This is a genomic window from Massilia sp. LC238 (assembly GCF_000735635.1).
Classification (GTDB): Bacteria; Pseudomonadota; Gammaproteobacteria; order Burkholderiales; family Burkholderiaceae_D; genus Telluria; species Telluria varians.
Genome location: NZ_JNNN01000053.1, coordinates 149,745 through 163,380, shown reverse-complemented (window position 1 = coordinate 163,380; position 13,636 = coordinate 149,745). Strand labels below are relative to the sequence as shown.

Genomic DNA, 13,636 nt, shown 5'->3' with positions numbered 1-13,636 from the left:
GATGGCAAGCGAGAACATCGACCAGGCCGTCATCGAGGCTGCCGCACGCGCGCTGGAGCAGGGCGCGCTGGTCGCCTTCCCGACCGAGACCGTGTACGGCCTCGGCGCCGATGCCGAGAACCCGGCCGCGGTCGCGGCCATCTATGCCGCCAAGGGCCGCCCGCAGGACCATCCGGTGATCGTGCACCTCGCTCCTGGTGCGCCGCTCGACTACTGGGCAGCAAGCATCCCGCACGAGGCCCAGGCGCTGGCCGATGCCTTCTGGCCGGGCCCGCTGACCATGATCCTCAAGCGCGCACCGAACATCCCGAACGCCGTCAGCGGCGGCCAGGACACGGTCGGCCTGCGCTGCCCGTCGCACCCGGTGGCGATCGCGCTGCTGCGCGCCTTCAAGGGCGGCAAGGGCGGCGTGGCGGCGCCGTCGGCCAACAAGTTCGGCGCGGTCAGCCCGACCCTGGCCCAGCACGTGCGCGACGAGTTCGAGCAAGACGGCACGCTGGCCATGGTGCTGGATGGCGGCGCCTCGCAAGTCGGCATCGAATCGACCATCGTCGACCTGTCGCGCCTGGCCACGCACGGCCCGGTGCTGCTGCGTCCGGGCCACATCAGCGCCGAGGCGATCGCCGCGGTGATCGACCAGTTGCCGAGCGCTCCCGACGCCGCAGCCCCGCGCGCCTCGGGCACGCTCGAATCGCACTATGCGCCGCATACGCCGGTGGCGATGCAGGACAGCGCCACGCTGCGCCAGACCCTGGCTGAACTGGCGGCGGCGGGACGCAAGGTCGCGCTGATCCACTACTCGGACATGCCGAGCACGCACGCCGCGCTGCGCCTGCCGGCCACGCCGGATGGCTTCGCCCACGCCCTGTACGCCGCGCTGCGTGCGATGGACGGCCAGGGCGCGGACCTGATCCTGGTCGAAGCGCCGCCGCAGGGCGGAGCCTGGCTGGGCGTCAACGACCGCCTGCGCCGCGCCGCGCACGGCTCGACCGGCATCGTGCATGGCCTGCTGAACCAAACCGCTCAGTAAGCGCGTCTTCGCACACCTGAAGCGTCTTCAGGCACAACGCCCGTACGTACGGGCGTTGTTCTGTGTCACACCGTTCAAAAACCCTTTCTTTCCGGATCGATAGCGGCGCTATAATCGCCGCCCGATCTGCTTGCCACGTGTCACCAAAAACTGACGTGCGGGTAAGCAATTCCTATACAAGCAAGTTGAACACTGGCATATTATTATGAAACGAATAGCACGCCCGTTCGTTTCAGATAAAACCAATTTAGGAGACACAATGCGTCAAACCAAACTCGCGCTCGCCCTGTTGACGGCAGCGGTGCTGGCAGCCTGCGGCGGGACCAGCCCAAGCGGCGGCGACCAAACGCAAAAACTCAGCTTCACCCAGCAGGTCTCCTTCGGCGACAGCCTGTCGGACGTCGGTACCTATGCCGTGGGCGCGGTCAAGCAGGCCGGCGGCGGCAAGTTCACCATCAACGGCGACGGCACCGCCAAGAATCCTGAGCTGAACGGCAAGATCTGGGTCGAATTCCTGGCAGCCGAGCTGAAACTGCCGGCGCCTTGCGCGGCCCAGACCGGCCTCGAGGGCGACGCGTCGCGCGGCTTCTCGGTCCCGATCAGCAACAACCTGAACTGCTTCAACTATGCCCAGGGTGGTTCGCGCGTGACCAACCCGATCGGCCCGGGCAACAAGGCTACCGGCTCGCCGATCGGCGAAATGACGGTGCCGTTGGTGACCCAGGTCGCCAACCACCTGTCGCGCACCGGCAACAAGTTCAGCGGCACCGAGCTGGTGACCATCTTGTCCGGCGGTAACGACGTGCTGATGGCCCTGAGTACTCTGTCGGCCCAGGCCACGGCGGCAGGCAATGCCGCCGGTGCCCAGACTTTCGCCACCTCGCTGACCGCCCAGCTTGCGGCTGGCGCGACCAATCCGCAGACCGCCGCCCAGGCGATCGGCGCGGCTATCGCCACCGAGAGCGCACGTCCGGGCAATACTTCGCAGACCATCGTGGCCGCCGCCGTGGGCGCCGCCGCGCGCCAGCCCGGCAACGCCGCCGTGGCCCAGGTGTCGGTCTATGGCCCGATGGTCACCAAGGCCCAGGCCGACGCCACCGCTGCCGGTGCGAAAGCCGGCGCCGACTACGCCGCCGCCAACGGTCCAAAGCTGGTCCAGGACCTGGGTACGGCCGGCGCGCAGATGGCGGCACTGGTGAAGAACGAGATCCTGGCCAAGGGCGCGAAATACGTCATCGTCGCCAACCTGCCCGACGTTGCCAGCACCCCGGCCGGCAAGTCTCGCACCGCCGACATCCAGCAGTTGATTACCGCCATGATCAACGCCTTCAATACCCAGCTGAAGAACGGCATCGGCGCCGACGACCGTATCCTGTACGTCGACCTGTACAGCGTCAGCAATGACCAGGTGAAGAATCCGGGGCCGTATGGCTTGACCAACACCACCAGCCCGGCCTGCGGCCCGAACGCACTGGGCACCACGTCCCTGATCTGCACAAACAGCAATACCGTGGCCGGTGACGTCAGCCGCTACATGTTCGCCGACGACATCCACCCGACGCCGTTCGAGAACAACCTGATCGCACGCCTTGTTCTCAAGGAAATGGCGGTCAAGGGCTGGCTGTAATCGACAGGCTGCACGACAGCGGAGGGCCCGCCACCAGGCGGGCTCCCATCACAGAATCAGGAGATAACATGAAAGTACGTTTCAACAGCGTCGTCAAGGTGCTGGGCGTCGCCGCAGCGCTGGCCTGCGCTTCGACCGCGTCAGCCCAGTCGGCCGGTCAGTTCACGGCCAAGGTCGGCCTCAACCAGCTCACCCCGAAGGTCGAAAGCGGCGATATCGGCGCGCCGGCCCTGCCGGGCTCGAAGGGCGACGTCGACCGGGACATTCAGCCGGTGCTGGTCCTGGCCTACGGCCTGACCGACAACATTTCGCTCGAGACCGCGCTGGGCACGCCCTACAAGCACAAGATCTACGGCGCGGGCGCCATCGCCGGCACCGGCCAGCTCGGCACCGTCGAGGCGCTGCCGGCGACTTTGTTCGCCCAATACCGCTTCGGTGCCCCGACGGCCACTTTCCGTCCCTTCGTGGGCATCGGCGCGACGTATGCCTATTTCATGAAGGAACGCGGCTCGGCCAAGATGACCGCGATTACCAACCCGGGCAGCGGCGTTCCGACGACCTTCAGCATCGACAACAAGTTCACTTACACCGCCCAGCTTGGCATGGCCGTGAACTTCACCGAGAAATGGTTTGCCGACGTAACCCTGAACAAGGCTCGCCTACGCACCGACGTGCATTTCTCGACCGGCCAGACCCAGCACATGAAGCTGGACCCGGTGTCGGTGATCCTGGCTGTCGGCTACAAGTTCTAAGCGGCGTTTCATCCTGCCCGAGGGCCCGCCGCGTGCGGGCCTTTTTTGCTTGTGACGCAGCATGAAAAAAGCCCGCGCAAGCGCGGGCTGTCAAAGCTCCCAAGGAGAGGAGAGGAAGAAATCAGAACTTGTAGCGCAGCCCCGCCAGGAACTCGCGCCCGGTGACGTTGTTCACCACCACGCTGTTGCGCGCGCGGCTGATGAACTGGTCGTTCGGCTCGTTGGTCAGGTTGACGCCTTCCAGCGTGAATTCCAGCTGCTCGTTCCACTTGTACGAGAGCGACACGTCCACGTTGAAGGTTTCGTTCTTGCCTTCGACGTCGTTATTGTTCTGGCCCGGCACGCGGGTCAGGAAGGACGAACGCTTGGCGCCGGAGACGCGGACGCTGAACTTGCCGTCGTCATAGTAGAAGGTCGCGTTCCAGGACTTCGGCGAGAGGTTCAGCAGGTCGTCGACGATGCGTTCGCTGCTGGTCGGCGAGACCGCATACTCGATCTTCGAACTCACCTTGGTGTAGTTCAGCACCGTGCCGAAGTTGCGGCCCCAGCCCGGCAGGAAGGTGAACGGCTGCTGGTAGTTCAGCTCGAAGCCCTTCAGCTTGCCGCCATCGGTGTTGATCGGGGCCGTGACCTGGAACTGCTCGTCGCCGCTGAAGTTCGCCGGCAGCAGCGACATCGGCAGGCCGGTCTCGCGGAAGGCCACGTTGGTGCGCAGCGACTGGATGTAGGTGTCGATGTTCTTCTGGAACAGGCCCAGGCCCACGAAGGCGTTCTTGCCGAAGTAGTACTCGAAGCTCGAGTCGAAGGTCTTGGCGCGGAAGGGTTTCAGCAGCGGGTTGCCGGTGTTGATGGTCAGCGTGCCGGTGGTCGAGATGGTGCCGCCCGGCGACAGGAAGCCCAGCTGCGGACGGGTCATCACCTTGGCCGCGCCGAAGCGGACGATGAAGTCGCGGGTCAGGTTGGCCGCGATGTTCATCGAAGGCAGGGTGTCCTTGTACTCGTGGTTCACCTTCACCGCGGTGCCGCCGCCGGCGGCCTGGTAGCCGATCGCTTCCAGCTCGGTCTTCACGTGACGCACGCCAAAGTTGCCGCGCAGCGGGATGTCCCACAGGTCGTACTTGAACTCGCCCATCAGGTAGAAGCCGTCGTCGCGCTCGGTGACGGTGCGGTTGTTGCCGCGCGCATTGCCGTTGGTGATCGACGACAGGGTGAAGTCGCCCGGACCGCCCGCGGGGCCGGCCTTGATGCAGTTGCAGTAGATGTCGTAGGCGGCCGCGATGGCGCGCAGGTTCGGGATCACCCAGCCGGTCGGGTTCCCGGCCGGCATGTCGAGGCCCTTGCCGAAGCCGTTGACGGTCGTCGTCAGGCCGCTCGATCCTGCCGCCGGCGCGAAGATCGTGTCGTTCTGGTTCACGCGGCGGAATTCGTAGGTGTCCGACTCGTACTTCTTGCGATTCACACCGCCCTTGAAGCTCAGGTTGTCGCTGGCTTCCCAGGCCAGGTCGAACTGGCCGACGTCGTTGACGTTGGTTGCGCCCTGCGGACGGATGCGGATCTCGCTGGTGGTGGTGTTCGGCACCGTGGTGGGCTGGGTGCCGCTGGCCACTGCCGGCACGCCGATGATGCCCAGCGCGCCGTTGCTTGCCATCGGGTCGAACGGATAGCTGATCGCCGGCAGGCGCTCGTTGCCGCGGAAGTCGATGGTGTAGCCGTTCACGTTCAGCGCGTCGAGCGTGACGGTGGTCTGCACCGGATTGCGAAACTTCGAGTTCGCGCGGCCGACCTTGGCGCTCATGCTCCAGGTGTCGCTGAACTTGTGTTCCAGCGTCAGGGTCGGCTGGCTGAAGGTGGTGTTCAGTTCGTCGAAGCGCGATTCCGAGCGGATGTCCACGCCGTTGTAGCGGCCATACAGAAGCGCGCCGTTCGGCGCGTACTGCGCTTCGACCACGCTCATCTGCGGCTTGCCGCCCTGGGCGGCGCTGCGGCTGAAGGACATCGCCTGCAGGAAGTCTTCCTGGCGCGTCGCATCCAGCTTCGAGTACAGCATGTCGAAGGTGAGCAGGGTGCCGCGCTGCGGGCGCCACTGCACCGAGGCGGTCAGGCCCAGGCGGTCCTGGTCGTGGGTCAGGCGGCCGTACCTGGGCAGGCGCGGGTGGAAGTTACCGGCGCTGCTGGCGGCGTTGTAGGCCTCGGTAGCGGCGCTTGATGCCGGCAGGCGCGGCACGCCCTGGGCCGCCGGGCCGCAGGTGGTGGCGGTGGAGTTGGCCGGGTTGTTGGCGACGCCTTGCGGGGCGCACCAGCCGCCCGACGAGGGGCCGTTATCCCAGCGCACGGTGCTGAAGCCTTCCTCCAGCACGCGGCGTTTCGAGAATGCGCCCGAGACCAGCACGCCGAGGGTGCGGTCCATGAAGGTGTTGGACAGCATGAAGGCCACGCGCGGGTCAATCTTTTCCGAGCCGTCGTTGTACTTGCCCTTGGCCGCGATGGTGGCGTTGAAGCCTTTCAGGTCGAAGGGGCGCAGGGTCTGCAGGTCGACGGTGGCGCCGAGCGAGCCTTCGTCGACGTCGGCCGAGGAGCTCTTGCGCACGGTGAGGGAGCTGAACAGTTCGGAGGCGAACACATTGAAGTCGAAGCCGCGGCCGCGGTTGGTGCCGCCCGAGCTGTCGGTGCCGCCGGTGGTGGCCAGGCCCTCGATGCCGTTGATGCGCACGCGGGTGAAGTCCTGGCCCAGGCCACGCACCGTGATGTTGCGGCCTTCGCCGGCGTCGCGGTCGATCACCACGCCCGGTACGCGTTGCAGCGACTCGGCCAGGTTCGTGTCCGGGAACTTGCCCATGTCTTCCGCCTTGATGACGTCGACGATGCCGTTGTCTTCGCGCTTGGCGTTCAGCGCGCTCTCGAGCGAGGCGCGCAGGCCGGTCACCTGGACGGTCTGGATCTGTTGCGGCTGGGAGGCTGGGGCGTCCTGGGCGAAAGCAGCACCGATGGACAGGGTGGACACCGAGGCAGTGCCGAGCAGGCACAGGGTGAGTTGGCGTAAGGCGGCACGCGGCGCTTGTTTCATGCTGTCTCCATTGCGTTTTTTATCTATATCTGGTCAGGCCAGTTTCTAGATTTTACGGCAATATTGACAGATGTGGTCAGGCCAATTCAAATAAATACATGAGTTGGCCTGACCTCTCCCAGATTAGGGATTGCTGGACGACAGGGTCGTGTTGTAGAGCTTGCCGCCGATGGTGACCTGGTCCAGGATGATGCCGGTGGCATTGTGCAGGAACCAGGGCTGGGCCGCGTTCTTCGGCGTGCCGAAGTCCGAGTCGCTGATGCGCATGCGCTCGATCGGCAGGATCGGAGTGCCGGCCGGTCCGTTGAAGCTGGACGCCACGGGCCCGAGCAGCACGAAGGCCTGGTAGCACGAGAACTTGCCGGAGCCGGTGTCCACGTTGCCGGCACGGACGCCGCTGATGACGATGTCCGACACCTGCGGCGGCCGGGTGCGCACCGCGTCGTCGCCCGGCACGTAGTCGCAGTCGATGGTGATGATCGCGCCCGCGGTCGAGGCCACCGGCTGGGTGATTTCCTTCGCGCCCGGCAGCGGCTTGTACAGCATCGGCTCGATCCTGACGCCGTTCGGCAGGGTAACGTCGCGCACGTACAGGTGGCGCAGGAAGCCGCCCCGGTTCATGTTGGTCTTCAAGCGGATCGCCGTGTTCAGCGGCTTCTTGGCCCAGTGCATGTTGCGGAACTCGAGCTGCTGCGCATACACGTGCTCGATGCCGCCGGCCATTTCGCTGCCCAGGGTCACGCCACCGTGGCCGCTGTTCATGATGCAGCGCTGGATCACGATGTTACGCGTCGGCCCGAACCCCGTATCGCGGTTCTTGCCGGCCTTGATCGCGATGCAGTCGTCGCCGTTGTTGAAGGTGCATTCCTCCACCAGCACGCCGTCGCAGGCTTCCGGGTCGAAGCCGTCGCTGTTCGGTCCCAGGCTTTCCATGTTCACGCCGCGCATGTGCAGGTCGCGGCAGTTCACCGGGTGGTGCAGCCAGAACGGCGCCGCATTCACCTGGTAACCCTGCAGCAGCACCTTGCTGCAGCCGATGAATTCGATCATGCAGGGGCGCAGGAAGTGGCCGTGGCCGAACACGCGGCGCGCCACCGGCACGCCCGCTTCCGACAGGGCCGGCAGGTAGCGCGAATCGGTCTGCCAGCCTTCGCCCTGGATCAGGGCGCGCTGCGCCTCGGACAGGTTCGGCGCCACCTTGTCCAGCGACAGGTTGGCCGGGTTCGCTGCGATCTCGGTGCGGGTGCGTACCGGCGTGCCGCGGCCTTTCCAGTCCCACCAGCACTCGTCCGGCTTGTTCTCGAAAGGCACGCCGCCCTGGCCGTTCAGGATGCTGGTCCAGTCGGCGCCGGTGAGCGCGATATTGGTCTGGTTGTGCGCATAGACCAGCGGCGAGTAGTTCAGGACGTCGTTGCCCTGCCAGCGCGACAGGGTCAGCTTGCCGTTGGCGCCGCAGTCGAATTCGCCGTGGCGCGCATAGTGTTCCGGATTGGCCGAGAAATGCACGCGCGCGTTTGCGGCCAGGTGCACGTGCACGTTCGAGCGCAGCACGATCGGGCCGGCGCAGTACCAGTCGCCGGCCGGGATCACGACCCGGCCGCCGCCCTTGGCGTGGCAGGCCGCGATGGCCGCCGTGATCGCCGGATAGGCGTCGGGCGAGCCCTTGGCCGGAGTGCGCAGGGTGCCATTGACGAGCGAGGCGGTCTGTCCCTTGACCTCGACCATCGAGCAGGGCTTGGCGCCGAAGGCCGTGATCGGAAAGTCTTCCTCGCGGAAGCGCAGCGGGGTGGCGAAACGCGCGACGATGTCGGCGGCGCGCTGCCACGGATCGCCTGCGGTCTTGTTGCTGGAGGAGGTGGCGCAGCCGGCGCCGGCGAGCAGCAGGCCGGCGGCGGGAACGGTGCGCAGCAGGGCGCGGCGGCGGGGCTGGAAGCGCATCGTCACCTCACTTGCCCGACTTGGCCGGCTTTGCGAGGATCACGCGCACCGGATTGCCGTCGCGCGCAGCGGTGTCCTGCGCCAGGCGCTGCCACTGGGCGAGCGTGGTGACGTCGCCGGCGCGGCTCCAGGCGCCGCCGGCGTAGTAGCGCAGCGGCTTGCCGGACGTGGCCTTGGCCAGGATCAGCTCGTTCAGCTTGTCTTCGGTGAAGCCTTCCGCGCCCGGCAGCACCACCGCGGTGCCGAAGGCGCCATTGCTCTTCTGCTCGATCCACTGCAGCAGCACCGGACCTTCGCGCTTGACCGCGATGACCGGGTCCTGGCCCTTGTCGCTCGGGTTCTTGTTCAGGCCCACGGCAACCGTGATCGGATCATTGCCTTCGAACTGGAAGGTGCTCTCGATGCGGTCCAGCTGGCGGCCCGCGTCGACCGTGAAGCGCTTGACCTCGCTGACCGGCTTTCCGGCCGCATCCCAGGCGGCGTAGTGCAGCTCGAAGACCGCGCGCACCGGGCCGTTGGCCAGCACCTTCCACGAGGCGTAGTTCACGCTGGTGTACAGCTGCTTGCCGTCCCACACGCCGGTGCCGCCGGCGCCGCGCGACTTGCCGACCTGGTACATGTCCATGCCCTCGCCCTCGTCCTCGTGGTAGTGGTCATGGCCTTTGTTATACCAGCGGTCGATGATCGGGTAAGGCACGCGCTTGAACCACAGGTCCAGGCCGCTCGTCACCAGCACTTCCTTGTTCATGCCGGCCGGGGAGGGCGCGGCCAGGGCCGGGCCGTAGGTGCGGTGCGCCACCTTGTCGTTTTCCCAGGCGAAGTCGTCGAGGCGTTCCTGCACGTAGCGGGCATAGGCCTTCTGGGCGAACACCGGCGCCACCGTGTCGATCTTCTCGACGGTGAAGCTGGCGCTCTTCTCGCCGGGGGCGAAGCTGTGCTGGAACAGCAGTTCGCCGTAGGCGATGCCCTTGTTCTCCGGATCCTTGGACAGCGGCGCCACGTTGGTCACCTGGTAGGGCAGCACACGGCCCTTGGCGTCCTTCACGGCGATCTTCTGGATCAGGGCGCCCGGCAGGGCGGCGTTGACCTCGCTCCAGGGAATCGAGATGGTCTCGGACGGACGTGCGATGGACAGGTCGTGCTGCACGGTCACCGCCAGTTTGTCAAAGGCGTAGGCGTTCAGCGATGCGGCGCTGGTGGACAATGCGGCCGCTGCAAGGATCAGTCGTTTCATGGCTTCACTCGGTGATGAACGCATCATTGCTGATGCTTGTTGTAGTCGGTCTTGCCCCCTTTGGGCACGTAATGATACGTGCGAACCTTGTGCTGGATATCGATAGCCGGGTTATTGATCATCTTGATGATCTCGGCGCCGGCCAGCAGCGTCGGGCCGTAGCCGTGCAGCGCGTGCGCGCTGGTCGGGCGGTTGTAGTAATAGACCATGTCGCCGGCGAGGGTGGTGCCGACGCAGGTGCCTTCCACTTCACCCTTGGCGGTGATGCGGGTCGACAGGCCCACCCAGCCGGCCTGCGCGATCGAGCCGTAGGTGGTCGGGCTGACCCAACCCTGGTTGACCGCGTGCGCGATCACGTAGGTGAACATGGCGCTGGCCGAGGTTTCGAGGTAGGAATCGTTCCGGTCGATCATCTGGTGCCACAGGCCGGTGCCCGACTGCAGTTCGGCGATGCCCTTGATCGCGGCGCGCAGCTGGTTCAGCACCGGCTGGTAGCCCGGGTGGTCCTTCGGCAGCACGTCGAGCAGGTCCGACATGGCCAGCACCGCCCAGCCGTTGGCGCGCGCCCAGTAGAAGCGCGGCGCGTCCGGATGGTTGGCGTGCCAGCCGTGGGTGTACAGGCCATTCTGCGGGTTGAACAGGCGCTTGCTCATGCCCATGACGTTGTTGACGGCGTCGTCGAAGTGGTTGCGATCGCCCGTCATGCGGCCCATCTCGGCCAGCAGGGGAATGCTCATGTACATGTCGTCGCCCCACAGCGACACTTCCTGTGGGCGCTTGCGCGCCATGGTGCCGTCTTCCAGGCGGAACTGCTTGTTGATCACCCAGTCACTGCAGGTGTCGATCATGGGCTTGAGGTCCGGCCCGACCTTGGCCGCGCGCGCGCGGATCAGGGCGGCGCACATCGAGCCGGAATCGTCCAGCGAGTGCGGGGCGAGGAAGCGCGCGAAGCTGTTGGCCCGGTCGAGCTGGAATTTCTGTTCCTGGGCGCGGAAATAGGGGAGGGTCTGGGAGAAGAACTGGAAGTGGCGCTGGCTCATCGCCGTGAAGCTCTTGTCGCCGGTCGCTTCGGCTGCCTTCAGGAGGCCCGAGTGGACCACGCCCATCTCGTACACCTGGATGCCGTAGTCGCCCGCGCTGGGTTCGAAGATGGCATCGGCGTTCGGCGTCTTCAGGTCGGTGATCTGGTCGCCGGTCTTCCTGTTGATGATGCGGGTCGGCGTTGCCTGGTCCATGTAGCCGCGGATCGCCTTGAGCTGGGCAGTCACTTCCGCCACCACCGGCTTCTTGTACGGCACCGGATAGGTGCCTTCGGAGTGGTCCAGCAGGTTCTTGTTATCGGTGTTGCGGTAGTGGCCACCCTGGGCCAGGGCGGGGCCGCAAGCGAGTGCGCAGCCAAGAACGGTGGCAAGCGAGGCTGCCATCAAGGTCGTCTTCATATGTCTCCAGTCGGGCGGATTTGTCTGACTTATACGTCTAGCTACTATCTGACTACTTATTGGTCAGGCCATTCTAATTTGGTCCGACCAAAATAGCAATGTGGACTAGCCACTGCCCGAAATTGTATGGCATACTGAAAAAGAACCTACCGACCAAGGCACCACACCATGAACACCCAAGTTCCGCGCACAATCCGCATGCAGGCCAGCGACAACGTCGCCATCGTCGTCAACGACGGCGGACTGCCCGCGGGCACCGTTTTCCCGGACGGCCTGACGCTCGTCGAAGGGGTTCCGCAGGGGCACAAGGTGGCATTGGTGGACTTTGCTGATGGGGACCCGGTCACCCGCTACGGCGTGATCATCGGCTATGCCAACGGCGCGATCCCGCGCGGCAGCTGGGTGTCGGAGCGCGTGCTGCGCATGCCCGCGGCCCGCTCGCTCGACGACCTGCCGATCGGCACCCATGCGCGCCCGGTGACCGAAGCGCTCGAAGGCTATACCTTCGAGGGCTACCGTAACAAGGACGGTTCGGTTGGCACCCGCAACATCATGGCGATCACCAGCACCGTGCAGTGCGTCTCGGGCGTGATCGACTACGCGGTCAAGCGCATCAAGGAAGAGCTGCTGCCGCGCTACCCGAACGTCGAGGACGTGGTCGCGCTCGAACACGTGTATGGCTGCGGCGTCGCGATCGACGCGCCGGGCGCGGACATCCCGATCAAGACCATCCGCAACCTCTCCAAAAACCCGAATTTCGGCGACCACGTCATGGTCGTCAGCCTGGGCTGCGAGAAGCTGCCGCCGGCGCGCCTGTTCCCGGCCGGCTCGATCCCGATCGGCAACGCCGAACCCTCGGTGATCACCCTGCAGGACCAGCAGCATGTCGGCTTCATGTCGATGATCGACAACCTGATGCAGACCGCCGAGAAGCACCTGGCGCTGCTGAACGCGCGCCAGCGCGTCACTTGCCCGGCCTCCGACCTGGTGGTCGGCGTGCAGTGCGGCGGCAGCGACGCCTTCTCGGGCGTCACCGCCAACCCGGCCGTCGGTTTCGCCACCGACCTCATCGTGCGTGCCGGCGGCGCCGTGATGTTCTCCGAAGTCACCGAGGTGCGCGACGGTATCGACCAGCTGACCGCGCGCGCCGCCACCCCGGAAGTGGCCCAGGCGATGGTGCGCGAGATGCAGTGGTACGACGATTACCTGGTGCGCGGCGGCGTCGACCGTAGCGCGAATACCACGCCCGGCAACAAGAAGGGCGGCCTGTCGAACATCGTGGAAAAGGCCATGGGCTCGATCGTCAAGTCGGGCACCACGGCGATCACCGGCGTGCTGTCGCCGGGCGAGAAGCTGCAGCAGAAGGGCCTGATCTACGCCGCCACCCCGGCCAGCGATTTCATCTGCGGCACCCTGCAGATGGCCGCCGGCATGAACGTGCACATCTTCACCACCGGCCGCGGCACCCCCTACGGCCTGGCGGCGGTCCCGGTGATCAAGGTGGCCACCCGCACCGAACTGGCGAACCGCTGGCACGACCTGATGGACGTGAACGCCGGGCGCATCGCCAGCGGAGAGGCTAGCATCGAGGACGTGGGCTGGGAGCTGTTCCGCCTGATCCTCGACGTGGCCAGCGGGAAGAAGACCTGGGCCGAACACTGGAAACTGCACAATGCGCTGGCGCTGTTCAATCCTGCGCCGGTGACCTGAACAAATTAGGAGTTCTTAGCATGACCGAAGCTGTAAAAGGCAAACCCTTCAAACGCATCCTGCTGACCGGCGCCGCCGGTGGCCTCGGCAAGGTGCTGCGTGACCGTATCAAGCCCTGGGCCGAGGTCGTGCGCCTGTCCGACGTCGCCGACATGGGCGAAGCGCGCGAGGGCGAAGAGATCGTCCAGTGCGACCTGGCCGACAAGGAAGCGGTACTGAAGCTGCTTGAAGGCGTGGACGCCGTGCTGCACTTCGGCGGCATCTCCACCGAGAAGCCCTTCGAGCCGATCATGCAGGCCAACATCCTGGGCGTGGCCAATTTGTATGAAGCCCTGCACAAGGCCGGTACCAAGCGCGTGATCTTCGCCAGCTCGAACCACGCGATCGGCTACCACCACGTCAACACCGTGCTGGATGCGGACTCGCCGACCCGCCCGGACAGCTACTACGGCCTGTCGAAGGTCTTCGGCGAGCAGATCGCGCGCTACTACTTCGACCGCTTCGGCATCGAGACCGTCTGCATCCGCATCGGTTCGAGCTTCCCGGAGCCGGCCAACAAGCGCATGATGAGCACCTGGTTCTCCTACGACGACCTGACCGAGATGCTGCGCTGCGCGCTGTTCGCGCCGCGCGTCGGCCACACCATCGTCTACGGCATGTCGGACAACGACAGCGTGTGGTGGGACAACCGCCTGGCCTCGCACCTGGGCTACAAGCCGAAGGACAGCTCGTCGAAGTTCGCCCACCTGTTCCCGGACACCTCCGAGTTCCCGGCCAAGGACGACGTCACCACGATGTACCAGGGCGGCAAGTTCCTGCTCGACGGCCCGCAATACTGATCG

General features: G+C 65.7%; 9 protein-coding genes. 5 read left to right on the top strand and 4 right to left on the bottom strand.

Features of this window, described 5'->3' with window-relative positions; genetic code table 11:
• Position 1 precedes the first annotated feature (1 nt).
• From FG94_RS15045 to FG94_RS15035, 3 genes are all read left to right on the top strand, one after another.
• Complete coding sequence (locus FG94_RS15045; RefSeq protein WP_036213171.1) at positions 2-1,030, top strand: L-threonylcarbamoyladenylate synthase; 1,029 nt, start codon at positions 2-4, stop codon at positions 1,028-1,030.
• Between the two features lie 259 nt (positions 1,031-1,289).
• Positions 1,290-2,657, top strand: a complete 1,368-nt coding sequence (locus FG94_RS15040; protein WP_036213168.1) for an SGNH/GDSL hydrolase family protein — start codon at positions 1,290-1,292, stop codon at positions 2,655-2,657.
• A 68-nt stretch (positions 2,658-2,725) separates the two neighbouring features.
• Entirely contained in the window at positions 2,726-3,409 is a 684-nt protein-coding gene (locus tag FG94_RS15035; RefSeq protein ID WP_036213165.1) for an OmpW family protein, read from the top strand.
• A gap of 121 nt (positions 3,410-3,530) precedes the next feature.
• On the opposite strand, the gene FG94_RS15030 is transcribed toward FG94_RS15035, so the two are convergent.
• The 4 genes from FG94_RS15030 to FG94_RS15015 all read right to left on the bottom strand — a co-directional run bounded on the left by FG94_RS15030 (position 3,531) and on the right by FG94_RS15015 (position 11,084).
• Positions 3,531-6,473, bottom strand: a complete 2,943-nt coding sequence (locus tag FG94_RS15030) for a TonB-dependent receptor (protein WP_051996744.1) — start codon at positions 6,471-6,473, stop codon at positions 3,531-3,533.
• Between the two features lie 123 nt (positions 6,474-6,596).
• On the bottom strand, positions 6,597-8,411 hold the full coding sequence (locus FG94_RS15025; protein WP_036213534.1) for a glycoside hydrolase family 28 protein: 1,815 nt from the start codon (positions 8,409-8,411) through the stop codon (positions 6,597-6,599).
• Between the two features lie 7 nt (positions 8,412-8,418).
• Complete coding sequence (locus tag FG94_RS15020; protein WP_036213162.1) at positions 8,419-9,645, bottom strand: DUF4861 family protein; 1,227 nt, start codon at positions 9,643-9,645, stop codon at positions 8,419-8,421.
• Between the two features lie 23 nt (positions 9,646-9,668).
• On the bottom strand, positions 9,669-11,084 hold the full coding sequence (locus FG94_RS15015; RefSeq protein WP_036213159.1) for a glycoside hydrolase family 105 protein: 1,416 nt from the start codon (positions 11,082-11,084) through the stop codon (positions 9,669-9,671).
• 168 nt (positions 11,085-11,252) lie between these two features.
• Here FG94_RS15015 and garD point away from each other — a divergent pair, with 168 nt between their 5' ends.
• Positions 11,253-12,794: a galactarate dehydratase gene (garD, locus tag FG94_RS15010; protein ID WP_036213156.1), complete on the top strand. Its 1,542-nt coding sequence runs from the start codon at positions 11,253-11,255 to the stop codon at positions 12,792-12,794.
• Positions 12,795-12,814: 20 nt separating this feature from the next.
• A complete protein-coding gene (locus tag FG94_RS15005; RefSeq protein ID WP_036213153.1) occupies positions 12,815-13,633 on the top strand; it encodes an NAD(P)-dependent oxidoreductase in 819 nt (272 codons plus the stop codon).
• Positions 13,634-13,636 lie beyond the last annotated feature (3 nt).